The following is a 24764-nucleotide window of genomic DNA, read 5'->3' as shown; positions in this document are numbered from 1 at the left end:
GTATCCGCTATTGCAATAAAGCTGCACCTTATAACCAGTCTGGCACGCTGATGCAAGTTTTGCCGCCCGAAAAGGCGGCAAGAAGAGATTACAGCACGCGTGTCGTCAGCGTTTGACCATGAAAACTGATGACCAGCTCATCACCGCTGTTTAACGGCCCAACACCTGCTGGCGTCCCCGTCAACACAACATCGCCCGCTTTGAGGGTAAAGAAACGACTCATATAGGCAATCAAAGGAACGATTTGATGGATCATATCCGCCGTGGAGCCGTGCTGGCGTGTTTCACCGTTGACCGTTAACCCCAGCATCGTATCCTGCGGATCGCCGTTAAACTCGGCCACCGGAATAAAACCCGACAGCGGACAAGAGTTATCAAAACCCTTCGCTTTTTCCCACGGCTGCCCCGCTTTCTTCATTTTGCCCTGAATATCACGCAAGGTCAGATCCAACGCGACGCCATAGCCCGCGATGGCTTTGCGCACATGTTCTTCCGTCGCCTGACGTAGGGTCGCGCCAATCAGTACCGCCAGCTCAACTTCATGATGAACTGAACCCATATCAGATGGGATCACCAGCGGCTGGCGCAAATCGCACAGCGCAGTTTCCGGTTTGATAAACAACACCGGCTCTTCCGGAGGGGTTCCGCCCATCTCTTTAATATGGTTGGCATAGTTACTCCCCACGCAAACCACCTTACTCACCGGATAATCCAGCAGAGCACCATGCCAGTTATGATGTTGATACATTATTTTCCCCTAACGTAGTTATCGATTTCAGGTACTGCATCGATGGGGCGTGCTGCTGCCGGATGCAGTTTAACGTTTAGCGTCTGGTGTATTTTGTTTCGCCGCAGCCAGATGCTGTTTAAGTAAATCTTCTGGCGGTGGTGGTATTTGTAAATAATAGCCCTGCTCGGTGAGTGCCTGTTTTACTTTTTCCAGATCGGCATTAACGAGCTTTTTACGGCCATCAAGCGGCAACATCATTGCCAGCGTCGGCTGACCAAATCCTTTCATCAGTTCTTCAGGAACTCGCGAGAAATCGTCTTTTTTTTCGACATATAAATAGGTCTGGTCACGTTTACTGCTTCGGTAGATCACACAAAACATATCTTTTACTCTGAATTCACGGAATGGTGGCTTGCCTCAATATAATACTGACTATAACATGCCTTATAGTCTTCGGAATATCACCCCGCGCTGGGGATGATAAATAGCAAATTGAGTAAGGCCAGGATGTCAAACACGCCAATCGAGCTTAAAGGCAGTAGCTTCACCTTATCAGTGGTTCACTTACATGAAGCAGAACCCGAGGTTATTCGTCAGGCGTTGGAAGACAAAATCGCGCAGGCACCTGCTTTTTTAAAACATGCTCCCGTCGTGGTTAACGTGAGTGGTCTTGAAAGCCCGGTAAACTGGTCAGCGTTGCAGAAAGTTGTCGCGTCTACTGGATTGCGCATTATCGGCGTTAGCGGATGCAAAGACGCCAGACTCAAGGCTGAAATCGACGAAATGGGTCTTCCTTTACTGACTGAAGGTAAAGAAAAAGCTATTCGTCCTGCGCCCGTTGAGGCCCCGGCTCACGTCGCTCCGCCGCAAAACGTTACTCCCATCACAAAAACACGATTAATAAATGTGCCGGTTCGTTCCGGTCAGCGCATTTATGCACCACAATGTGATCTGATTGTTACAAGCCACGTCAGTGCAGGCGCAGAGCTTATCGCTGATGGCAATATTCATGTTTATGGAATGATGAGAGGCCGTGCGTTGGCAGGCGCTAGCGGTGATCGGGAAGCGCAAATTTTTTGTACCCATCTGACGGCAGAACTGGTGTCTATCGCAGGTGTTTATTGGCTGAGTGATAAAATCCCAGCAGAATTTTATGGCAAAGCGGCACGTCTGCAATTAGCAGAGAACGCTTTGACAGTTCAACCGTTGAATTGATCCCTTTTTAACAAGGAATTTCTATGGCACGCATTATTGTTGTTACTTCGGGTAAAGGGGGGGTTGGCAAAACCACCTCCAGCGCGGCCATCGCTACAGGTTTGGCCCAGAAGGGAAAGAAAACTGTCGTTATTGATTTTGATATCGGCCTGCGTAACCTTGATCTGATTATGGGTTGTGAACGCCGCGTCGTTTATGACTTCGTCAACGTTATTCAGGGCGATGCGTCGTTAAATCAGGCGTTAATCAAAGATAAGCGTACCGAAAATCTCTTTATTCTTCCGGCCTCACAGACTCGCGATAAAGACGCGCTGACGCGTGAAGGCGTCGCGAAAGTTCTGGACGATCTGAAAACGATGGAATTCGACTTCATTGTCTGCGACTCTCCGGCGGGTATTGAAACCGGTGCGCTGATGGCCCTGTATTTTGCCGATGAAGCGATAATCACCACTAACCCGGAAGTTTCCTCTGTACGTGACTCTGACCGTATTCTGGGTATTCTGGCGTCGAAATCTCGTCGTGCGGAAAACGGTGAAGATCCGATTAAAGAGCATTTGTTGCTGACGCGCTACAACCCTGGCCGCGTAAATAAAGGTGACATGCTGAGCATGGAAGACGTACTGGAAATTCTGCGAATCAAGCTGGTTGGCGTGATTCCTGAAGATCAGTCAGTCCTGCGCGCGTCTAACCAGGGTGAGCCGGTTATTCTCGACATCAATGCTGATGCCGGTAAAGCCTATGCTGATACCGTAGACCGTCTGTTGGGAGAAGAACGTCCTTTCCGCTTCATTGAAGAAGAGAAGAAAGGTTTCCTCAAACGCCTGTTCGGAGGATAAGTTATGGCATTACTGGATTTTTTTCTCTCGCGGAAAAAGAGCACAGCGAACATCGCTAAAGAGCGACTGCAGATTATTGTTGCGGAACGCCGTCGTAGTGACGCCGAGCCACATTATTTACCGCAGTTGAGGAAAGATATTCTCGAGGTTATCTGCAAGTATGTACAAATTGATCCTGAAATGGTGACCGTACAGCTTGAGCAAAAAGACGGCGATATTTCTATCCTCGAACTTAACGTGACATTACCTGAAGCCGAAGAATCTAAATAACGGCTTTGCTCAGAGAGTCATCGTTACAAAAAAGGCAGATTATTCTGCCTTTTTTATTTTCTGTTTCTTGCCAACCTGTTGCATTTTTATTCCAAAGTAAACTTTGGATAGTTTTCGGTAAAATAGCGGCGCAAATACTCGACCGTAATACGGATTTTTGCCGACGTCGCCAGCCGGGAAACATACACCGCCCAAATATTTGCTGGTTGATAATACTCGGGCAATATGTGTATCAAGTTTCCGCTGGCAATGTTGTCGCAAACGTCCCACCATGACCGCAGGGCTATTCCCTGCCCATCAAGGCACCACTGATGTACCACTTCGCCATGATTAGACGACAGAGGCCCCGTAACTTTAATCGAATGCGCGCCCTCTTTATTGCGCATTTGCCAGATACCAAACGGATGGTCGCGCTCTTTGATGACCAGACAAGGAAGAGTGGCAAGATCGTTGAGTTGCTTCGGCGTCCCATGCTGCGTCAAAAATTCCGGCGAGGCGCACAAAATACGGTAGTTAGTCGCCAGCTTGCGGGCAATCAGGTTCGGCGCGATATCATCCCCGATACGAATATCAAGATCGATGCCATCATTCACCATATCCACCAGACGATCTTCAACATCGAACCTCAGTTCTAACTGCGGGTACTCTTTTGCCAGCGCAGACAGCGCCGGAGCCACCACCCGGCGGCCAAAACCAAAGCTACTAATTATACGCAGCATCCCCCGCGGAACCTGCCTGGCATCAGAAAGCTCGTCCATCATTTGATCGACATCCTGTAGTATCCGCTGCGCCCATTCGTAGATCCGCTCCCCCTCTTCCGTGATTGTTACGCGCCGCGTTGTTCGATGCAGCAGCACTACATTCAGCGTTTGCTCCAGCAGGGCAACGCGCTTACTGATAAAAGCCGGTGATACGCCCAGTTCCTCGGCAACGGCGGCAAATCCTGCACGACGGGCAACCAGCATAAAGACGCGTAAATCATTTAGCAGCGGCAGATTATTCATGATCTGTGTTTTATGTTTCACCAGTTAGGGGGATTAACTATTAATCAGTCAATTATAGGATAAGGAGAAAGTCAATTTTGATGGCGCACAAGTGAGAGCTGCTATGAAGAAAACCTGGCGTATCGCCGCTATCCCCGGAGATGGCATTGGTAAAGAAGTCCTGCCTGAGGGCATTCATGTGTTGCAGGCAGCCGCCGAGCGTTGGGGGTTGTCGCTCAGCTTTGAGCTAATGGAATGGGCCAGCTGCGAATACTACGCCCATCACGGCAAGATGATGCCCGATGACTGGCATGAGCAGTTGCAATCCTTCGATGCTATCTATTTTGGCGCGGTTGGCTGGCCGGACACCGTGCCTGACCACATCTCATTATGGGGTTCGCTGCTTAAGTTTCGCCGCGAATTCGACCAGTACGTCAACCTGCGACCGGTGCGCCTGTTTCCGGGAGTTCCTTGCCCACTGGTTGGCAAGCAGCCTGGCGACATTGATTTCTACGTCGTACGCGAAAACACCGAGGGAGAATACTCTGCCCTCGGCGGACGCGTGAGCGAAGGTACTGAACACGAGATGGTGATCCAGGAGTCGGTCTTCACCCGCCGTGGCGTCGACCGAATTTTGCGTTTTGCCTTTGAACTGGCACAAAGTCGACCACGCAAAACGTTGACTTCGGCGACCAAATCCAATGGGCTGGCCATCAGCATGCCCTACTGGGATGAACGCGTCGAAGCGATGGCGTCACACTATCCTGAGATCCGCTGGGATAAACAGCATATTGATATTCTGTGCGCCCGCTTTGTCATGCAGCCTGAGCGATTTGACGTCGTGGTTGCTTCCAACCTGTTTGGTGACATCCTCTCCGATCTCGGTCCAGCCTGTACCGGAACGATTGGCATTGCGCCTTCTGCCAACTTAAATCCGGAACGCACCTTCCCGTCCCTGTTCGAGCCGGTACACGGTTCGGCCCCGGATATCTACGGTCAGAATATCGCCAACCCTATAGCGACTATCTGGGCTGGAGCCATGATGCTCGACTTCCTTGGCAACGGTGATGCCAACTATAAAGCAGCCCACGGCGGTATTCTGGCGGCAATTGAGCAGGTCATTGCCAGCGGCCCGAAAACGCCAGATATGAAAGGCTTCGCCACCACCCAACAGGTAGGTGAAGCCATTCGTCAGGCACTGTGTCGCTAACGCGAATCCGATTAAAAACGGGAGCCCAGCTCCCGTTTTTTTTAGGTTTTCTACTGTGGGTATTCCTGCAGCAGCGCGTTGAGTCGTTCTGCCATCAACTCGCCACGCCAACCGGAAATCAGCTCCGGTAGAGTCTGCTGTGACTTTAATTTCCAGTGCCAGTTGAGTAGCTGGTTGATTTGACGGCGTGAAGCCAGCAGCTCGACGCTAAGATTATGCTCAGTACTCACCTCGGCAACCAGCGTCTTAATGGCTTTGAACGCCTTGCGATAGCCTGGCATATCCATCAAATTCAGCAGCGGCTGCGGCAGCGACTCTTCCGGTAATGCCTGTGCCTTTTCTACCAGGGAGATCAGCGTCTTGCCGTGGAAGCGAATTTCGCTCCCGGAAAGTCCCAGACTATCCAGCTCGCCCAGACTGCCCGGCATATAACGAGCGACCGACCACAGGTGTTCTTCACGCACCACAAAGTTCACCGCCAGATCGCGCTCACGTGCTTTACGCAGTCGCCAGTCGGCAAGCAGTTGCAGGCAGGCCAACTGACGGGTACGCAGCTGCCAGGCGTTGGTGATGTCGCGCCATGCGTCTTCAGGCGCCAGAACCTCCTGGCGACGCTGCTGCATTAAGCGACATTCGTCCAGTGCGGCTGGCAGCCAGCCGCTGGCTTCAGTTTCGACCATCAGTTTTGTGGTGATCGGTAATAGATACCAGACATCAGCCGCCGCGTACTCACACTGACGCTCGGTCAGCGGTCTGGCCAGCCAGTCAGTACGCGACTCGCTTTTGTCGAGCGCCACGCCCGTAAACTCTTCCACCATCGCGGCAAAGCCCCACGACAGCGGACGACCGCAAAAAGCAGCCAGAATTTGTGTATCAATCAACGGCTGCGGCAGTTCGCCAAAAGTGTTGAGAAATACTTCCAGATCTTCGCTACCTGCATGTAGGAATTTGGTGATGGCAGTATCACGCAGAATATCACGCAGCGGCGACCAGTCGGTGATCCCCTGCGGATCAATCAGAGCAACGTGTTTGCCATCAAACAGCTGGATCAGCCCCAACTGCGGATAATAGGTACGCGTGCGAACAAATTCTGTATCCAGGGCTATCGCCGGAAATTCACGGACGGCTTCGCACAGCGTGGCCAACGCGTCGTCCGTGGTGATCATTTGATAATTCAAATCGTGCTCTCTTAGGTTTGCGCCAAAAAAAACGCCGGATTACCCGGCGTTTTCTGCTGGCTGACTTAACGCTCAGCCTTTATTGTCCACTTTGGCGCGCGCTTCGTCACGTAATTCTCGTCGCAAAATTTTACCGACGTTAGATTTCGGCAACTCATCGCGAAACTCCACCAGCTTCGGTACTTTATAGCCCGTCAGGTGACGACGACAGAAAGTGACCAGCGCTTCATCGGTTAACGAGGCGTCTTTCTTCACCACGAAAATTTTCACCGCTTCACCGCTGCTGCCGGACGGAACACCAACCGCAGCCACTTCCTGCACGCCAGGATGTTGCATAACCACGTCTTCAATTTCGTTCGGATAGACGTTAAAGCCGGACACGAGGATCATGTCCTTCTTACGATCGACAATACGCAGGAAACCTTCATCATCCATCACTGCAATATCGCCGGTGTGCAGCCAGCCGTCTTTGACGATTTCGTCAGTGGCGTCTGGTCGCTGCCAGTAGCCCAGCATCACCTGCGGGCCTTTCACGCAGAGCTCCCCCGGTTCTCCCGGCGGCACTTCGTTGTCGTCGTCGTCCACCAGCTTGACCTCGGTGGAAGGCACCGGTAACCCGATACTGCCGCTGTGGTAGTCGATATCGTGAGGATTGACGCTTACCAACGGCGCGCACTCCGTCAGGCCGTAGCCTTCCAGCAGATACTGACCTGTCAGCTTCACCCAACGTTCAGCTACCGCCTGTTGAACCGGCATTCCGCCGCCTGCCGAGAGGTGGAGTGAAGAGAAATCCAGTTGCTGGAACTCTTTGTTATTCAGCAGCGCGTTAAACAACGTATTGACACCGGTCATCGCGGTAAATGGATACTTCGCCAGCTCTTTTACCAGCCCCGGAATATCACGCGGGTTAGTAATCAGCAGGTTTTGACCACCTAGCTCAATAAACAGCAGGCAGTTCATCGTTAGCGCAAAAATGTGATACAGCGGTAGGGCCGTTACCACCAGTTCTTTACCCGGATGCAGCAACGGGCCATAGGTGGCATTAACCTGCTCCAGGTTAGCCAGCATGTTGCGGTGTGTAAGCATCGCGCCTTTCGCCACGCCGGTTGTCCCGCCAGTATATTGCAGGAACGCCAAATCTTCCGACACGACTTCGGGCTTCACATACTGCATGCGATAACCGTTTTGCAGCGCACTGCGAAACGAGATGGCATCCGGCAGGTGATATTTCGGCACCAGACGCTTGATATACTTGACGACGAAGTTAACCAGCGTCCCTTTGGCGGTGGACAGCTGATCGCCCATACGCGTCAGGATCACGTGTTGCACAGACGTTTTGTCGACTACTTTTTCCAGCGTGTGGGCAAAGTTAGATACGATGACAATTGCCGACGCGCCGCTATCGTTGAGCTGATGTTCCAGCTCGCGAGGCGTGTACAGCGGGTTCACGTTCACGACAATCATGCCGGCACGTAAAATCCCAAACAGTGCGACCGGATATTGCAGCAAATTCGGCATCATCAGCGCGACGCGATCGCCCTTTTTCAGCCCGAGCCCCTGTTGCAAATAAGCGGCAAACGCACGGCTACGCTCTTCAAGCTTGCGGAAGGTCATCACCTCCCCCATGTTTACAAACGCGGGCTGATCGGCATACCGTCTTACTGAGTGTTCAAAGAGTTCCACCAGGGATTGATAACGGTCAGGATTGATCTCCGCAGGAACACCAGCGGGATAACGGTTAAGCCAAACCTTTTTCAATACATCACCTCTAAAATGCGTATTCGTCGTCATCACAACCCCAGGCAATAAACAAACTGTTAACATAATATTAACTCAGCGTACCAGTTTGTTTATTACACAACGACAAGGTTGCGAAGCACGTCACTATTTATTTTTCTTATATCCACGTTAATGCAGAAACAGCGGACGGGCCGCTGTTTCTTTTACCAATAAAACAAAGAGTTACTCTGTCACTATGGTCTGAACCTGTGCCGGGCCGGGATTGTACCAGCCCCATCCACCATAGCCACCGTAAGGCCAGCCACGCGCACCGTAGAACCAGGGGTCGATAGGCTGAGGCGGCATGACAATCTGCTGAGTAATATGCCAGCGTTTATAACCGGTTACCTGCATCAGCATGAATTTATACGGCGTATTACCTATTTTTCCGTCCACCGTACCGCTAATCGGGCCGACGACGGTGACCAGTTGCCCGCGAAAGTCCACCGGGTCGAGGAAGCCATTTACATCAGCATATATACGCCCGCGAGAGGCTTCACCCAGCACTGGACGCGCACCGCTATCGAGCGGAACGGTGGCAATTTCCAGACGGGATTTTCCCTGCTGGTTCTGAATGTCCACCACTTTGCCACCAAAACGCGCTTCCTGTCCGACATACAGCTGCGGCGCATTCATCACCCGCACCAGATCCTGCTGCGGCATCGGGCTCGAACCTTTAATCGCATCCGGGATGGTGACGCAGCCGCTAAGCATTAACGCCAAGGCCCCCGCCAACACACCTTTCAATAACTGCTTTTGCACCGCCATATTGCGACTCCCTTTTCTTAGCTTCTGCCCCGGCCTGTTCACAATGCAGTGCACCGACGTCTATGAAAATTAACCGGGGATGTACTACTAAGATTCATTCTTTACCGGGAAGTTTCTTCCACGCCACGGTGTTACGTAAATAAACCGGTTCCGCGTGTTCGACCGCTACGGTCTTACCCGCAGCCAGCATTTGCGCGGCGACAGGCAGCATATCTTCAGCCGCAGGAAGCAGCACGTCACCATCGCTGAGCGTCAGACCGCTGTCTTTACCAAGCTCAGGCCAGGCTGGCCAGCCCGTCCCAACAGTTACCCACTCGCCAGAAAGCTGCAGTAAACGCTCATGTACCTGCTCGGGGGTTAACACCGCTTCGGTTTCTTCACCGTGCCAGTTGCCGTTGTCATCACGCTGGTATTCGGCCCAGTAGACTTCGCCCATTCGCGCATCAATCGCCGCCAGTACACGAGTCGCGCCCGACTTACGCCAGGCGCCCTGCGCCATGGTCGCCAGGGTGGAGACGCCGATCATCGGTAAGTTTGCGCCTAACGCCAGCCCCTGAGCAATGCCAATACCGATACGCACGCCGGTGAAACTGCCGGGACCGCGACCAAACGCCAGGGCGTCGATATCGGTTAACGTGAGATCGCCAGCGGCCAGGATTTCCTGAACCATCGGTAAAATTCGTTGGGTGTGTTCTCGTGGGCAAAGCTCAAAGTGAGCCTTGATAGTACCGTCATTCCACAGGGCAACAGAGCACGCCTCTGTGGCGGTATCGATAGCCAGAATTCGCATGGGTGTTTGTGATCAGATCAATAAATTTGGCGCGCATCTTACCACACTCCGTAACAAATTACTCAGTCGTTGGTATGGCAAGAAAGCGAACCGCGCGAGCGATGTCACGCGTCCGCGGCGCAGGAGGAAGACTCGCCAGGAAGGTGGCGCCGTATGGCCGCATAACCAGACGATTGTCGCAAATCACCAGCACGCCGCGATCGTCGGCATCACGTATCAGACGCCCTACCCCCTGCTTCAGGGTGATTACCGCATCCGGCAACTGGACGTCTTCAAACGGATCGCCGCCGCGCAGTCGACAATCCTCCATTCGGGCTTTTAACAGCGGGTCGTCCGGCGAGGTAAACGGCAGTTTGTCGATTATCACCAGCGACAGCGTATCACCGCGCACGTCCACGCCTTCCCAGAAGCTGCTGGTGGCAACCAGTAGCGCATTACCTGCGCTGACAAACTGCTGTAACAGTTGCCCTTTACTGGTTTCGCCCTGCAGCAGAACGGGAAGCGTCATGGTGGCGCGGAATTGTTCCGCCAGATCGCGCATCATCGCGTGCGAAGTGCACAGCATAAAGCAGCGACCGTTGTTCGCTTCAATAATAGGTCGCAGCATGGATGCTAACTGGCGTGCAGCCCCCGGCTGGTTGGTTTGCGGGAGATTACGCGGCACGCATAGCAGCGCCTGGCGCGTGTAATCAAATGGACTCGGCAATAACATCGACTCGGCATCTTCAATCCCCAACCTCGCGGTGAAATGATGAAGGTCATCGTTTACCGACAACGTCGCGGAAGTAAAAATCCAGCAGCCCGGCTTTTGTTCCATCACTTCTTTGAATTTATCCGCCACAGTGAGCGGCGTCAGCGCGAGAGTGAAATGGCGGGAGGTGCATTCATACCAGTAGCTGAAGCCTGGCTGGTTGATCTCTTTCAGACGCTTCAGGCGCGCACGGTAAAGTGTGGCGCGTTCAAACGCGGCATCCAGCAACGCCGAACGCCCAAGAGACAGCTTCGCCACGTCATAACATAGCTCCAGCGTGTCATCGAGCAGCAAAAACGCGCGCTGTACGCGCTGGTCGGCCAGCAGTTCCCGCAGGTTTCCGCGATAGCCCGGCTCACCAAGTTGCAAGCGGAAGTCCTGAGCGCTTTGTGCAAGGCGATCGGCGCACTTTTGCAACTGCTGAGTGTCTTTCAACTCGGTGCGATAGGCAATGGTGATGTCTTTCGCCAGGTCTAACAGCTGGCGACTGGAGAGCGATTGACCAAAGTACTGGCTGGCGATATCCGGTAGCTGATGCGCTTCATCGAAGATCATTACATCAGCTTCCGGGATCAGTTCGCCAAACCCGCTCTCTTTTACCACCATATCAGCGAGAAACAGATGATGGTTAACCACGACGACATCCGCATCCATCGCTTTTTTACGCGCTTTCACGACAAAACACTCTTTATATAGCGGGCAGTCGCTGCCCAGACAGTTGTCATTAGTGCTGGTGACCAACGGCCAGGCCTGAGAGTCTTCCGCCACGCTGACGCAGGTGCTGATGTCCCCATCAAGGGTTTGATTTGACCAGGAGCGCAGCAGGATAACGTCGCTTAACGTTTGTACCGGCAAGTCACCACCCGCCAGCGCCTGCTGTTCGAGACGCTCAAGGCACAGATAGTTTGAACGCCCTTTCAGCAGCGCCAGTTTACCGGTGAACTTTAGTGCCTTAGCGACGGTCGGGAGATCGCGGCTGTATAGCTGATCCTGCAACGCCTTCGAGCCCGTGGAGACAATGACCTTCTTTCCGGCACGCAGCGCTGGGGCAAGATAAGCATAGGTTTTACCCGTCCCGGTTCCGGCTTCTACCACCAACGGTTGTGATTTTTCGATGGCATGACTGACGGCGATGGCCATCTGCCGCTGTGGTTCTCGCGGTTTAAAACCCGGTATTGCTTTAGCCAACTGACCGTCTGCTGCAAAATCGTCCGTCACACTGCCCCCTGTTCATTTGAACAGGGATTATGTCAGGCCAGCAGCTCTTTCGCCAGTTGAAGAGGTGACGTGGGCACAACATTATGGCAGTCTTGGCGCAACCCAAAGCCATTTGAAAACACGTAAATGAGGAATGATTTATGACGATTGTGCGCATTGATGCCGAAGCGCGTTGGTCCGACGTGGTTATCCACAACAACACGCTGTATTACACTGGCGTGCCGGAAAATCTGGATGCAGACGCTTTTGAGCAAACGGCAAATACGCTGGCGCAAATTGATGCGGTGCTGGAAAAACAAGGCAGCAACAAGTCACGTATTCTTGATGCCACCCTGTTTTTGGCAGACAAAAACGATTTTGCCGCCATGAACAAAGCCTGGGACGCGTGGGTTGTTGCGGGTCACGCGCCGGTACGTTGTACCGTTCAGGCCGGGTTGATGAACCCGAAATACAAAGTTGAGATTAAGATTATCGCTGCAGTTTAAGCGGCGTTATTCGTCTTCATCTTCAAAACGCGCCACGATCCGCTCGCCGGTATGACTGGCGCGTAACTCTTCAGCAACAAGAGCAATGGCTTGTCCGCTGCTCATCCCCTGCGACATCAGCTCCTGAATACGCTCTACCGCTTTTTGCTGCTGCTCATGACTGAGTGAAGGTAAACCTGCAAACATTGTTAACTCCTGCTAAATTGTCTGCGCTAATTATTTCATGCTACCGGGCAGTTAGCCAGTAGAGTAGCAACGAGTCAGGACTGATGAAGACGTTATCTCCCGCAGTAATCACATTACCCTGGCGTCAGGACGCCGCTGAACGCTATTTTTCGACATTAAGCCATCTGCCCTGGGCGATGCTGCTGCATTCGGGTCAAGCCGAACATCCGCATAACCGCTTTGATATTCTGGTGGCGGATCCCGTCACCACGCTTGTTACGCGAGCTACAGAGACCGTAGTGCAGGACGGGCACGCAACCTCGCGCTCGCTTGATGATCCCATGACGGTATTACATTCCGCACTAATCGCACACAAGATTCACCCCGAATATCACCCAGACCTGCCGTTTCAGGGCGGTGCGTTAGGTCTGTTTGGCTACGATCTTGGCCGACGCTTCGAATCTCTGCCCACTATTGCAGAGCGTGATATTACGCTACCGGATATGGCCGTTGGCATTTACGACTGGGCACTGATTGTCGATCACCAGTTGCAGACCGTATCGCTGCTCAGCCATACCGATGTCGAGGCTCGCCTGAAATGGCTCGACGCGCAACAACCGCCAACGCGTGAGCCGTTTACATTAACTTCGGCGTGGCAGTCTAATATGAGCCGTGCTCAGTACGGCGAAAAATTCCGCCAGGTGCAGCATTATCTGCACAGCGGAGACTGTTACCAGGTCAATCTTGCCCAGCGTTTTCAGGCGCATTACCAGGGCGATGAGTGGCAGGCATTTGTCACTCTCAATCACGCCAACCGCGCTCCGTTTAGTGCATTTATTCGTCTTGAGGAAGGTGCAATCCTCAGCCTTTCGCCGGAACGATTTATTCTGCTGGAAAACCAGCACATCCAGACGCGTCCGATTAAAGGCACGCTACCGAGGCTTGAAGATACCGATGCCGATCGTGAGCAGGCCCGGCGACTGGCGAATTCGCCGAAGGATCGTGCGGAAAACCTAATGATCGTCGATTTGATGCGTAATGATATTGGCCGCGTTGCCGTACCGGGTTCGGTACAGGTTCCGGAGCTGTTTATCGTCGAACCGTTCCCTGCCGTTCATCATTTGGTCAGTACCATTACCGCACGTCTGCCAGAGTCATTATACGCCACCGATCTGTTACGCGCCGCCTTCCCCGGCGGCTCCATTACCGGCGCGCCGAAAGTGCGGGCGATGGAAATTATCGACGAACTTGAGCCGCAAAGACGCAACGCCTGGTGCGGCAGCATTGGTTATCTGAGCTTTTGCGGCAATATGGATACCAGCATTACCATTCGCACGCTGACAGCCACAAACGGACAAATTTATTGCTCCGCAGGCGGTGGTATTGTTGCAGACAGTCAGGAAGACGCTGAATATCAGGAAACATTTGATAAAGTGAATCGCATTTTGCACCAACTGGAGAATTGACACGTGGAATACAGCAGCCTGACGCTTGATGATTTTTTATCGCGCTTTCAACTCCTGCGCCCGCAGGTCAATCATGCCGCGTTAAACCAGCGCCAGGCCGCCGTACTGATCCCCGTCGTGCGTCGCCCACAGCCGGGGTTGCTGTTAACCCAGCGTTCCGTTCACCTGCGCAAGCACGCCGGACAGGTCGCATTCCCCGGTGGGGCGGTGGATAGCAGTGATGCCTCATTAATTGCCGCCGCCCTTCGCGAAGCACAGGAGGAGGTGGCGATCCCACCTTCATGCGTAGAAGTGATTGGCGTTCTGCCGCCTGTCGACAGCGTGACCGGTTTCCAGGTCACCCCAGTGGTAGGCATTATCCCGCCTAATCTGCCGTATCGCGCCAGTGAAGATGAAGTTTCCGCAGTGTTCGAAATGCCGCTGGCCCAGGCCCTGCATTTAGGTCGTTACCACCCGTTGGATATTTACCGTCGTGGCGATTCACATCGCGTATGGCTTTCCTGGTATGAGCAATATTTCGTCTGGGGAATGACTGCCGGAATAATTCGTGAGCTGGCGCTGCAAATTGGCGTCAAGCCCTGACTATACTTATCTTTACGCACACAATAGACAACTTGAAACTCAGGTCACAACATTAGTAAAACCGCGGTTATCTATTAGTTTAATTCATGTGAATAGTTAAGCCGATCGCCGCGTTCCCTCTTACACTATGCGCAGTTATAACATCGTTACTGGAAAGCCCAGTCGCCCTGTAGGAGTATTATCGTGATTAGTCTATTCGACATGTTTAAGGTGGGGATTGGTCCCTCATCTTCCCATACCGTAGGGCCTATGAAGGCGGGTAAACAGTTCGTCGATGACCTGGTCGAAAAAGGATTACTGGACAGCGTTACTCGTGTCGCCGTCGACGTGTATGGTTCACTGTCGCTCACGGGTAAAGGTCACCACACCGATATCGCCATTATTATGGGTCTGGCGGGCAATGAGCCTGCTACCGTGGATATTGATAGCATCCCCGGATTTATCCGCGACGTAGAAACGCGTGGACGCCTGCTGCTTGCGCAGGGTCAGCACGAAGTGGATTTCCCGCAGAATGACGGGATGCGTTTTCACAACGGCAACCTGCCGCTGCATGAAAACGGAATGCAGATCCATGCGTACAATGGCGAAACCGTCATTTATAGCAAAACCTACTACTCAATCGGCGGTGGATTCATCGTTGATGAAGAACATTTTGGTCAGGATGCCTCGGGCGAGGTCAGCGTGCCTTATCCGTTCAAATCCGCTACTGAAATGCTGGAATATTGCAACAGCACCGGCCTGTCTCTCTCTGGCATGGCAATGCAGAACGAACTTGCGCTGCACAGTAAAAAAGAGATTGAAGAGTATTTTGGCCACGTTTGGCAAACCATGCAGGCATGTATCGATCGTGGCATGAACACCGAAGGTGTGTTGCCGGGTCCGCTGCGCGTTCCTCGCCGAGCTTCAGCCCTGCGTCGTATGCTGGTTTCCAGCGATAAGCTGTCTAACGATCCAATGAACGTGATCGACTGGGTGAACATGTTTGCGTTGGCCGTTAACGAAGAAAACGCCGCGGGCGGTCGCGTAGTGACAGCGCCAACCAACGGTGCCTGCGGTATCGTGCCTGCGGTACTGGCCTATTACGATCATTTCATCGAGTCCGTTAGCCCGGATATCTATACCCGCTATTTCCTGGCGGCCGGTGCGATTGGCGCGTTGTACAAAATGAACGCCTCTATCTCTGGTGCAGAAGTAGGTTGTCAGGGTGAAGTGGGCGTAGCCTGCTCCATGGCTGCCGCGGGTCTGGCTGAACTGTTAGGCGCAAGCCCGGAGCAGGTGTGTGTTGCTGCTGAAATTGGCATGGAACATAACCTCGGGTTAACCTGCGATCCGGTTGCCGGTCAGGTACAGGTTCCGTGCATTGAGCGTAACGCAATTGCTTCAGTGAAGGCGATCAACGCTGCGCGTATGGCAATGCGCCGTACCAGCGCGCCGCGCGTCTCGCTGGATAAAGTCATTGAGACTATGTACGAAACGGGTAAAGACATGAACGCCAAATACCGCGAAACGTCACGCGGTGGCCTGGCGATCAAAGTTCAATGTGACTAATACTTAATTTTCGCCCATCTGCAACGGATGGGCGAATTTACCCCCTCTCCCTCGTCTACTGTAATTTTCCCCACTACACTTGCTCTGTTGCTGTTGGCTTCTGTGACCAACGGCTTATCGGGCGGCCCGCATGCAAACAGCACAACGGATCATTAAAAATTATCGCCGGAATCGCTTAATCGTCTGCACAGTATGTGCACTACTGACGCTCATCCTCACATTAACTGTCCGATTTATTTCGGAGCGTAATTTAAATCACCGAAATATCGTCACCTTTGCCAACCATGCTGTAGAAGAACTGGATGACGTGCTTTTACCCTTGCAGACCGGACGGGACGTATTGCTGCCGTTGATTGGCCTCCCCTGCTCAGTGGCGCGTTTACCCTTAAGCAAACATGCCGCAAGGTTGCAAACGGTGCGTTCTATTAGTCTGATTCAAAGCGGGATCCTCTATTGCTCCAGCATTTTTGGTTATCGTAATGTTCCCATTAGTCAACTGCAGCCCGAATTACCCAGCAAGGAACCGCAACTGCTGCTGTCTACCGACCATTCGTTGATTAAAGGCAGTCCGATTCTGACTCAGTGGTATCCGTCTTCTGCCGATGGTGAAGATGGCGTACTGGAAATCGTCAATATTGACTTATTGTCGTCTATGTTGCTTGAACCCCAGCCGCCGCAGATCACCGATGCCAGCTTAACCGTTGGTAATCGGCATCTACTGTATGATCAAGGTGTTGTCGATACTCTGCCTAAGCTAAATGATGAAAAACGCTACCAGCTTTCATCTCAACATTTTCCGTTTACCATTAGCGTCACCGGCCCTGGTCCCAGTGAGTTGGCGGTAAAACACCTGCCAACACAGCTGCCGCTGGCGGTGATCCTAAGTTTATTAGTGGGTTATCTGGCATGGCTGGCTACCGCCAGCAGAATGAGTTTCTCATGGGAGATTAATCTGGCCCTTGCTGCTCGGGAATTCGAACTATTTTGCCAGCCGCTGCTTAATGCGCAAACCCAGCAATGCATGGGCGTGGAAATCCTTTTACGCTGGAATAACCCACGCCAGGGTTGGATCTCTCCGGAAGTGTTTATTCCCATCGCTGAGGAGCACAACCTGATTGTACCGCTTACCCGCCATGTCATCGCAGAAACCATTCAGCAACGACACGTTTTCCCGATGAGCAGCCAGTTTCATATTGGGATTAATGTCGCCGCCAGCCATTTTCGTAATGGCACGTTGCTAAAAGATCTTAATCAGTACTGGTTCAGCCAGCACCCAATCCAGCAATTGGTTATCGAACTGACCGAACGCGATGCGTTACTGGATGTGGATTATCGGGTCGTACGCGAATTAAATCGGCTTGGCGTAAAACTGGCGATTGATGATTTCGGTACCGGCAATAGCTCGCTCTCCTGGCTGGAAAAGCTCCGCCCGGATGTGCTGAAGATCGATAAATCATTTACTTCGGCAATAGGAACAGACGCCGTGAACTCAACCGTCACAGACATCATTATCGCTTTGGGGAAAAAATTGAATATCGAACTGGTGGCGGAAGGCGTTGAAACACAGGGGCAAGCTCAGCATTTGCGCCGACACGGCGTACATTTATTGCAAGGTTTTCTGTATGCCAAGCCAATGCCGCTGCGCGATTTTCCAAAATGGCTGGCGGGCAGCACGCCGCCGCCCACCCGGCATAACGGGAGACACAGTATGCCCGTCATGCCGTTTCGCTAAACCCGGTTACTCGTCTTCGTCGTGAGCGGGTTGTTCTTTAACAATGCGAACTAAATCCACACGATAGTCATTCGCTTCGACAATCGTAATGCTCAGCGGTGCGACCTCGATAACATCACCTACACGAGGAATATGGCCGTTAGCCGCAATGACTAAACCTGCCACCGTAGCGATGTCTTCGTCTTCATTCACTAACGTATCCACGTCCAGCGCCTGTTGCAACGCATGCAGATCGGTACCGCCTTTGACCAACCAACCGCCTGCATCAGCTATAATTTCAGGCGTTTCATCGGCATCAGGGAATTCACCGGCGATGGCTTCTAATACATCCAGCGGCGTGACCAGACCCTGTACTACACCAAACTCGTTTGTGACGATAACGAAGCTACCGCGGGCACGACGCAGAACGCCTAACAGATTGATCGGGTCCAGCGTTTCCGGAACAACAATAGCCGGAGAAGCAGAGGCAATCGCCGCCACATCCACACCGTCTTCCAGCGCCACCAGCAGCTCTTTAGCACGCACGATACCGATGATTTCATCCAGTTCACCCCGACATACCGGGAACAGGCTATGAGGTGACGAAAGCAACTGCTCGCGAATTTCCTCCACGCTCAGGTCTGCATCAACCCAGCTAATCTCCCCACGAGGCGTCATAATGCCGCGTAATGAACGCGACGCCAAAGAGAGGACGCCGTTGATCATATAGCGTTCTTCTTCTACAAATGCGCCTTCCGGGACGGGAACCGGTACCGGATTGTCGGATTCCATCTGCACGCTGGCCTGACGTTTACCGCCCATCAGACGGAGAATCGCATCGGCAGTACGCGCACGCAATGGCAGCGTCGACTGGTGACGAATAAAGTTACGACGGGCAATCTGGTTAAACAGCTCAATGATGATTGAGAAACCAATCGCCGCATACAGATAGCCTTTCGGAATGTGGAAGCCAAACCCTTCGGCAACCAGACTCAGACCAATCATCAACAGGAAGCTCAGACACAGCACCACCACCGTCGGGTGTTGGTTCACAAATCGGGTCAACGGCTTAGAGGCCAACAGCATCACGGCCATGGCAATCACTACTGCCGCCATCATCACTGGCAGATGGTTGACCATACCGACCGCCGTAATCACAGCATCCAGCGAGAACACTGCATCGAGGATGACAATCTGCGTTACGACAACCCAAAAGCTCGCATACCCTTTCGTCTGCCCGGTATCATGTTCACGGTTTTCCAGCCGCTCATGCAGCTCTGTCGTAGCCTTGAACAAGAGGAAGATACCCCCCAGCAGCATAATCAGATCGCGCCCCGAGAACGCATAGTCCATTACCGTGAACAGCGGCTTTGTCAGCGTCACCATCCACGAAATCACGGACAACAGGCCCAGACGCATAATCAGTGCCAGTGACAAACCGATTAAACGCGCTTTATCTCGCTGTTTCGGCGGCAGCTTATCAGCCAGGATCGCAATGAAGACCAGGTTATCAATACCCAGAACAATTTCAAGAACGACAAGCGTGAGCAAACCCACCCAAATCTGCGGGTCCATTAATAATTCCATGACAAGCTCCTGCTTAAGGAATGACCAAACTGCGCGCTGAGGATCTCAGGCGTTAAAGCGATATGCAGAGAAAATTTGTGGCAAAAAGTGCCAATCTGACAGGCTTGATACGGCCTGAAGGTGAAATGACGTCGGTGACGATCCATATGGTGGGCTACTGCCCTATACTCCTGAGTAATTAAACAGATGCTAAACATAACAGAGAGAAGCGGTTTTTAGCAAAGATTTACCTTCCTTTGCAATAAGTTGTTTCGGAGATATTTTACCCTTCGAAATTTCTTTTAATCGGAAGTTAAATTACGGATCTTCATCACATAAAATATTTTTTTCGATATCTAAAATAATTCACGAAAATCATAGGTTTTTCTTTGTAACCCTTATCTGAATCGATTCGATTGCGGACGACGATTCAAATACATCTTCACGTTGATGTGTTAACGATAATAAAGGAGGTAGCAAGTGACCATTGCTATTGTAATAGGCACACATGGTTGGGCTGCAGAGCAGTTACTTAAGACGGCAGAAATGCTGTTAGGCGAGCAGGAAAATGTCGGCTGGATAGATTTCGTTCCAGGCGAAAATGCCGAAACGCTGATCGAAAAGTACAACGCTCAGTTGGCAAAACTCGATACCAGTAAAGGCGTGCTGTTTCTCGTTGACACATGGGGAGGCAGCCCGTTTAACGCTGCAAGCCGCATTGTCGTCGATAAAGAGCATTACGAAGTTATCGCCGGTGTGAACATTCCCATGCTGGTTGAAACCTTCATGGCGCGTGATGACAACCCGAGCTTTGATGAATTAGTGGCACTGGCCGTTGAAACTGGTAGCGAAGGCGTGAAAGCGCTGAAAGCCAAACCGGTTGAGAAAGCCGCTCCTGCCCCAGTAGCAGCACCCAAAGCAGCAGCTCCCGCCAAACCGATGGGTCCGAACGATTATATGCAGATCGGCCTGGCGCGTATTGATGACCGTTTAATCCATGGTCAGGTGGCAACTCGCTGGACCAAAGAAACCAACGTAACACGCATTATCGTCGTCAGTGATGAAGTTGCCGCCGATACCGTGCGTAAAACGCTGCTGACTCAGGTAGCACCTCCGGGTGTGACGGCGCATGTGGTTGATGTCGCGAAAATGATCCGCGTCTACAACAACCCTAAATATGCAGGTGAGCGTGTGATGCTGTTGTTCACCAACCCAACCGACGTAGAACGTATCGTTGAAGGTGGTGTGAAAATTACCTCCGTAAACATTGGCGGTATGGCTTTCCGTCAGGGTAAAACGCAGGTAAACAACGCAATTTCTGTCGATGACAAAGACATCGAAGCCTTCAAGAAACTCAACGAACGCGGTATTGAGCTTGAGGCACGTAAGGTTTCTACCGATCAGAAACTGAAAATGATGGATTTGATTGCCAAGGTGAAATAATTCCCTGGCATTTACTTAGTTTTCACACTTAAGTCTGTATAGCAATAGGAGAAGTACAATGGAGATTACCACTCTTCAGATTGTGCTGGTGTTCATCGTCGCATGTATCGCGGGTATGGAGTCGGTACTCGATGAATTTCAGTTCCACCGTCCGTTGGTGGCCTGTACGCTGATTGGTGCCGTTCTCGGGGACATGAAAACCGGTATTATCATCGGTGGTACCCTGGAAATGATCGCCCTGGGCTGGATGAACATCGGTGCTGCGGTTGCACCAGATGCCGCACTGGCCTCAATTATCTCTACCGTTCTGGTTATCGCAGGTCACCAAAGCATTGGTGCCGGTATCGCGCTGGCTATCCCACTGGCAGCCGCAGGCCAGGTACTGACCATTATCGTTCGTACTATCACCGTAGCATTCCAGCACGCAGCGGATAAGGCGGCCGAAAACGGTAACCTGACGGCACTCTCCTGGCTGCATGTATCCTCTCTGTTCCTGCAGGCTATGCGTATCGCTATCCCAGCGGTAATCGTAGCGATTTCTGTTGGTACCAGTGAAGTTCAGAGCATGCTTAACGCCATTCCGGAAGTCGTGACCGGCGGTCTGAACATTGCAGGCGGTATGATCGTGGTGGTTGGTTATGCGATGGTCATCAACATGATGCGCGCAGGCTACCTGATGCCATTCTTCTACCTCGGCTTCGTCACCGCGGCATTTACTAACTTCAACCTGGTTGCTCTGGGTGTGATTGGCGCAGTAATGGCGATCCTCTACATTCAGCTGAGCCCGAAATATAACCGCGTAGCCGGTGCACCTGCTGCGGCGGCTGGCAATAACGATCTCGATAACGAACTGGACTAGCAGGTGAGCGAAATGGTTGATATGACTAAAACTACCACCGAGAAAAAACTCACTCCGAGTGACATTCGTGGCGTGTTCATTCGTTCTAACCTGTTTCAGGGTTCATGGAACTTCGAACGTATGCAGGCGCTGGGTTTCTGTTTCTCCATGGTGCCGGCTATCCGCCGCTTGTACCCGGAAAACAACGACGCACGTAAGCAAGCGATTAAGCGTCACCTGGAATTCTTTAACACCCATCCGTACGTAGCGGCTCCAGTACTGGGCGTTACGCTGGCGATGGAAGAACAGCGTGCAAACGGCGCAGAGATTGACGATGGTGCCATCAACGGTATCAAAGTTGGTCTGATGGGTCCGCTGGCAGGCGTCGGCGACCCGATCTTCTGGGGTACCGTTCGCCCAGTATTCGCCGCGCTCGGCGCAGGTATCGCGATGAGCGGCAGCCTGCTGGGGCCATTGCTGTTCTTCGTTCTGTTTAACCTGGTTCGTCTGGCAACCCGTTATTACGGTGTGGCATATGGCTACCGTAAAGGTGTCGATATCGTTAAAGATATGGGCGGCGGCTTCCTGCAGAAACTGACTGAGGGGGCGTCAATCCTCGGCCTGTTTGTCATGGGGGCATTGGTTAACAAGTGGACGCACGTAAACATTCCACTGGTGGTTTCTACTATCACCGGTCAGGATGGTCAGACTCGTGTTACCACTGTGCAGACTATCCTTGACCAGCTGATGCCGGGTCTGGTTCCTCTGCTGCTGACATTCGCCTGTATGTGGCTGCTGCGTAAGAAAGTGAACCCGCTGTGGATCATCGTTGGCTTCTTCGTCATCGGTATCGCGGGCTACGCTGTCGGACTGCTCGGCCTGTAAAACTGTTGTACATCACCGGGGGCTTGCCCCCGGTTTTTCTATTTAGAGGGTTGAGGATTCATGACTATCACGGACCTGGTGCTGGTTCTATTTATCTTTTCGCTGCTGGCGTATGCCATTTACGATCAGTTCATCATGCCCCGCCGTAATGGCCCTACTCTGCTTACTGTCGCCCTGCTTCCCCGCAGCAGAGTCGACAGCGTTATCTTCCTTGGCCTGGTAGCTATTCTTATCTACAACAACATCACCAGCCACGGCGCGCAATTTACCACATGGTTATTATGTGCACTGGTATTGATGGGTTTGTATCTGTTCTGGATCCGTACGCCAAAAATCATCTTCAAGCGGAAAGGCTTTTTCTTCGCCAACGTCTGGATTGAATATAACCGCATTAAAGAGATGAATTTATCTGAAGACGGTGTATTGGTGATGCAATTAGAACATCGAAGATTGTTGATTCGTGTACGAAATATAGACGATCTTGAGAGAATATATAAACTATTAATTTCAAATCAATAGCTTACAAATATAGCCTGAACTATGTTTTTATATATCAGTGTAAAAACAAACATAGCCAAGGCTATATTTCACTGTCCTCAATGTTATTTATTTTAACGTTTTATTTATAAATAAATCTAAATGAAAATCGTTTTCAAGTAGAAGTCAAATATTATTTCTGCGTTTCTTGTTTTATATTCTCAAAATATGTTAAGGTTGCGCCCGTCGTTGGGGAGTAGCCGATTTCCAGACTCCGGAAATGTACGTGTCAACATACTCGTTGAAAAACGTGGCGCGTACGGACTGAACTTACAGGTTCAGTCAGGCGAGACCATAGGCACATCAACTGCAATGCATATTTGAATGGCGCTGTATTTACAGTGATTCCAGCCTGTATGCATGGTTACTGGGGGCAGTGATGTGTTTTATGGATACCCCGGTCAGGACGCTGTTATGAATCTCACCGCTACCGTTCTTCTCGCTTTCGGCATGTCGATGGATGCTTTCGCCGCATCAATTGGCAAAGGCGCCACCCTGCATAAACCCAAATTTTCTGAAGCATTGCGCACCGGACTGATATTCGGCGCAGTTGAAACGCTTACGCCACTGATTGGCTGGGGCATGGGGATGCTGGCCAGCAAATTCGTGCTGGAGTGGAACCATTGGATCGCCTTCATTCTGCTGATCTTTTTAGGCGGGCGAATGATAATCGAAGGTTTTCGCGACAACGGCGATGAAGAGGAAGAACCGCAGCGCCGCCACGGTTTCTGGCTGCTGGTTACCACCGCCATTGCCACCAGTCTCGACGCAATGGCCGTCGGGGTGGGTCTGGCTTTCCTGCAGGTCAACATTATTGCCACAGCGCTGGCCATCGGCTGCGCCACATTGATTATGTCCACGCTCGGCATGATGATTGGTCGTTTCATTGGCCCAATGCTGGGCAAACGAGCTGAAATTTTGGGTGGGGTGGTGCTGATTGGTATCGGTGCCCAGATCCTCTGGGCACACTTCCACGGTTAATTCAGACGCTGCCAGACATGAATACTAAAGTCGGTCTGGCAGTCAAACGTCGTTTTCCCCGCTAACGTTTCCCACACTTCCGGCTTTGCCCGCCAGGCGAACGGCGTCATTTGCAGTAACGCAACGGCCTCGCTGCCCTGAAGCTGCATCTGATATCCCAGCGCAATGCTCTGTTGCAGAACAAAACCGTCCAGTTGCTCAGTATGGGGCGCATGTAAACGCACCTCATCATAAATCAGCCCTTTCAGTTCCATTAAATGGCGCGGTCCCGGCGTGGCGGTGATCACCCATCCACCCGGTTTAACCACGCGAGCCAGTTCTTGCGCTTTACAGGGCGCATAGATCCGGATGATGGCATCCATTGATTCGTCTGCGAACGGCAGACGATGACTGGAGGCAACGCAAAAGATCACCTGCGGATAGCGTCTGGCTGCGGCTTTAATTGCCACTTTGGATACGTCAAGACCAAAGGTTGTACAGCCCGCCAGCGCGTCGGCAAACGCATGGGTATAATACCCTTCCCCACAGCCAATATCCAGGATCGCTGCATCTTCTGAATTCGACTTTTCTTTAAGCACATTCACAATCGCATCACGCAACGGTTGATAGTGCCCAGCATCAAGAAATGCCCGTCTGGCTTGCATCATTTCAGCGCTATCACCCGGATCGCGCGACCGCTTATGCTGAACCGGCAGTAAGTTGACATACCCTTCTTTCGCCACGTCAAACTGGTGCCGCCCGGGGCAGACAAAACTGTTATTCGCTTGAGTAAGAGGCTGGTGGCAAAGAGGACAGGAAAACGACATGACAACTCCGGCAGGTGACTTAA

26 protein-coding genes are annotated in these 24764 nt (G+C 52.0%); 14 read left to right on the top strand and 12 right to left on the bottom strand.

Annotation, left to right across the window (positions count from 1 at the left end):
- Positions 1-88 precede the first annotated feature (88 nt).
- Both OGV98_RS07665 and OGV98_RS07660 read right to left on the bottom strand, forming a co-directional pair.
- Positions 89-748, bottom strand: a complete 660-nt coding sequence (locus OGV98_RS07665; protein ID WP_202581203.1) for a fumarylacetoacetate hydrolase family protein — start codon at positions 746-748, stop codon at positions 89-91.
- Positions 749-817: 69 nt separating this feature from the next.
- Positions 818-1111: a YcgL domain-containing protein gene (locus tag OGV98_RS07660; RefSeq protein ID WP_003020949.1), complete on the bottom strand. Its 294-nt coding sequence runs from the start codon at positions 1109-1111 to the stop codon at positions 818-820.
- Between the two features lie 126 nt (positions 1112-1237).
- On the opposite strand from OGV98_RS07660, the gene minC reads away from it, so the two are divergent.
- The 3 genes from minC to minE are packed head-to-tail and all read left to right on the top strand — an operon-like array spanning position 1238 to position 3051.
- Complete coding sequence (gene minC / locus OGV98_RS07655; RefSeq protein ID WP_003844062.1) at positions 1238-1945, top strand: septum site-determining protein MinC; 708 nt, start codon at positions 1238-1240, stop codon at positions 1943-1945.
- 23 nt (positions 1946-1968) lie between these two features.
- Positions 1969-2781, top strand: coding sequence for a septum site-determining protein MinD (minD, locus tag OGV98_RS07650; protein WP_003020956.1), 813 nt, complete (start codon positions 1969-1971; stop codon positions 2779-2781).
- Positions 2782-2784: 3 nt separating this feature from the next.
- The gene (gene minE / locus OGV98_RS07645; protein WP_001185666.1) at positions 2785-3051 is read left to right on the top strand and encodes a cell division topological specificity factor MinE; all 267 of its coding nucleotides are present in this window, start codon (positions 2785-2787) and stop codon (positions 3049-3051) included.
- A gap of 86 nt (positions 3052-3137) precedes the next feature.
- Here the strand turns inward: minE and OGV98_RS07640 are convergent, their stop codons facing one another.
- Entirely contained in the window at positions 3138-4055 is a 918-nt protein-coding gene (locus OGV98_RS07640) for a LysR family transcriptional regulator (protein ID WP_286551181.1), read from the bottom strand.
- A 103-nt stretch (positions 4056-4158) separates the two neighbouring features.
- Between OGV98_RS07640 and OGV98_RS07635 the strand changes: the two genes are divergently transcribed.
- A complete protein-coding gene (locus OGV98_RS07635; RefSeq protein WP_202581202.1) occupies positions 4159-5244 on the top strand; it encodes a tartrate dehydrogenase in 1086 nt (361 codons plus the stop codon).
- Positions 5245-5294: 50 nt separating this feature from the next.
- Here OGV98_RS07635 and rnd read toward each other — a convergent pair whose 3' ends face one another.
- From rnd to yoaA, 5 genes are all read right to left on the bottom strand, one after another.
- Positions 5295-6410, bottom strand: coding sequence for a ribonuclease D (gene rnd, locus OGV98_RS07630; protein ID WP_016150383.1), 1116 nt, complete (start codon positions 6408-6410; stop codon positions 5295-5297).
- Positions 6411-6494: 84 nt separating this feature from the next.
- Positions 6495-8180 (bottom strand): long-chain-fatty-acid--CoA ligase FadD, encoded by a 1686-nt coding sequence (fadD, locus tag OGV98_RS07625; RefSeq protein ID WP_003020970.1) that lies wholly within the window; start codon positions 8178-8180, stop codon positions 6495-6497.
- 204 nt (positions 8181-8384) lie between these two features.
- The gene (locus OGV98_RS07620; protein WP_003020975.1) at positions 8385-8969 is read right to left on the bottom strand and encodes a Slp family lipoprotein; all 585 of its coding nucleotides are present in this window, start codon (positions 8967-8969) and stop codon (positions 8385-8387) included.
- A 94-nt stretch (positions 8970-9063) separates the two neighbouring features.
- Positions 9064-9759: a tRNA (adenosine(37)-N6)-threonylcarbamoyltransferase complex dimerization subunit type 1 TsaB gene (tsaB, locus tag OGV98_RS07615; protein ID WP_049002324.1), complete on the bottom strand. Its 696-nt coding sequence runs from the start codon at positions 9757-9759 to the stop codon at positions 9064-9066.
- Between the two features lie 58 nt (positions 9760-9817).
- Positions 9818-11728, bottom strand: a complete 1911-nt coding sequence (gene yoaA, locus OGV98_RS07610) for a DNA repair helicase YoaA (RefSeq protein WP_003020980.1) — start codon at positions 11726-11728, stop codon at positions 9818-9820.
- 140 nt (positions 11729-11868) lie between these two features.
- Here yoaA and OGV98_RS07605 point away from each other — a divergent pair, with 140 nt between their 5' ends.
- Complete coding sequence (locus tag OGV98_RS07605) at positions 11869-12213, top strand: RidA family protein (RefSeq protein ID WP_003020984.1); 345 nt, start codon at positions 11869-11871, stop codon at positions 12211-12213.
- Positions 12214-12219: 6 nt separating this feature from the next.
- Here the strand turns inward: OGV98_RS07605 and OGV98_RS07600 are convergent, their stop codons facing one another.
- Positions 12220-12399, bottom strand: a complete 180-nt coding sequence (locus tag OGV98_RS07600) for a YoaH family protein (RefSeq protein WP_003020986.1) — start codon at positions 12397-12399, stop codon at positions 12220-12222.
- 83 nt (positions 12400-12482) lie between these two features.
- Between OGV98_RS07600 and pabB the strand changes: the two genes are divergently transcribed.
- From pabB to pdeD, 4 genes are all read left to right on the top strand, one after another.
- Complete coding sequence (pabB, locus tag OGV98_RS07595; RefSeq protein WP_202581201.1) at positions 12483-13844, top strand: aminodeoxychorismate synthase component 1; 1362 nt, start codon at positions 12483-12485, stop codon at positions 13842-13844.
- Positions 13845-13847: 3 nt separating this feature from the next.
- Positions 13848-14426: a CoA pyrophosphatase gene (locus OGV98_RS07590; protein WP_003020991.1), complete on the top strand. Its 579-nt coding sequence runs from the start codon at positions 13848-13850 to the stop codon at positions 14424-14426.
- A gap of 183 nt (positions 14427-14609) precedes the next feature.
- Positions 14610-15974, top strand: a complete 1365-nt coding sequence (sdaA, locus tag OGV98_RS07585; RefSeq protein ID WP_003020994.1) for an L-serine ammonia-lyase — start codon at positions 14610-14612, stop codon at positions 15972-15974.
- 130 nt (positions 15975-16104) lie between these two features.
- On the top strand, positions 16105-17706 hold the full coding sequence (gene pdeD / locus OGV98_RS07580; RefSeq protein ID WP_130714589.1) for a cyclic di-3',5'-guanosine monophosphate phosphodiesterase PdeD: 1602 nt from the start codon (positions 16105-16107) through the stop codon (positions 17704-17706).
- Positions 17707-17712: 6 nt separating this feature from the next.
- Here pdeD and yoaE read toward each other — a convergent pair whose 3' ends face one another.
- Positions 17713-19272, bottom strand: coding sequence for a CNNM family cation transport protein YoaE (yoaE, locus tag OGV98_RS07575; protein ID WP_003844070.1), 1560 nt, complete (start codon positions 19270-19272; stop codon positions 17713-17715).
- Positions 19260-19418: a protein YoaL gene (locus OGV98_RS23610; protein ID WP_370766360.1), complete on the bottom strand. Its 159-nt coding sequence runs from the start codon at positions 19416-19418 to the stop codon at positions 19260-19262. The genes yoaE and OGV98_RS23610 overlap by 13 nt, the downstream gene beginning before the upstream one ends.
- A gap of 313 nt (positions 19419-19731) precedes the next feature.
- Between OGV98_RS23610 and manX the strand changes: the two genes are divergently transcribed.
- The 5 genes from manX (at position 19732) to mntP (ending at position 23935) form a co-directional block, all read left to right on the top strand.
- Positions 19732-20694 carry a PTS mannose transporter subunit IIAB gene (gene manX, locus OGV98_RS07570; protein ID WP_003841624.1) on the top strand — a complete coding sequence of 321 codons (963 nt, stop codon included), beginning with the start codon at positions 19732-19734 and terminating at the stop codon, positions 20692-20694.
- A gap of 58 nt (positions 20695-20752) precedes the next feature.
- Entirely contained in the window at positions 20753-21553 is an 801-nt protein-coding gene (locus OGV98_RS07565; protein ID WP_003021004.1) for a PTS mannose/fructose/sorbose transporter subunit IIC, read from the top strand.
- A gap of 12 nt (positions 21554-21565) precedes the next feature.
- Positions 21566-22417, top strand: a complete 852-nt coding sequence (locus OGV98_RS07560; RefSeq protein WP_008322630.1) for a PTS mannose transporter subunit IID — start codon at positions 21566-21568, stop codon at positions 22415-22417.
- 60 nt (positions 22418-22477) lie between these two features.
- A complete protein-coding gene (locus OGV98_RS07555; protein WP_061549410.1) occupies positions 22478-22936 on the top strand; it encodes a DUF986 family protein in 459 nt (152 codons plus the stop codon).
- 432 nt (positions 22937-23368) lie between these two features.
- Positions 23369-23935 carry a manganese efflux pump MntP gene (gene mntP, locus OGV98_RS07550; RefSeq protein ID WP_003021013.1) on the top strand — a complete coding sequence of 189 codons (567 nt, stop codon included), beginning with the start codon at positions 23369-23371 and terminating at the stop codon, positions 23933-23935.
- Here mntP and rlmA read toward each other — a convergent pair.
- The gene (rlmA, locus tag OGV98_RS07545) at positions 23932-24741 is read right to left on the bottom strand and encodes a 23S rRNA (guanine(745)-N(1))-methyltransferase (RefSeq protein WP_003841628.1); all 810 of its coding nucleotides are present in this window, start codon (positions 24739-24741) and stop codon (positions 23932-23934) included. The genes mntP and rlmA overlap by 4 nt on opposite strands.
- Between the last annotated feature and the right edge of the window lie 23 nt (positions 24742-24764).

Origin of the sequence: Citrobacter sp. Cf136 (genome assembly GCF_030333815.1) — a bacterium.
GTDB lineage: Bacteria > Pseudomonadota > Gammaproteobacteria > Enterobacterales > Enterobacteriaceae > Citrobacter > Citrobacter freundii.
Note: the sequence above shows the minus strand (reverse complement) of the source record. Positions and strands in the feature narration are given on the sequence as shown.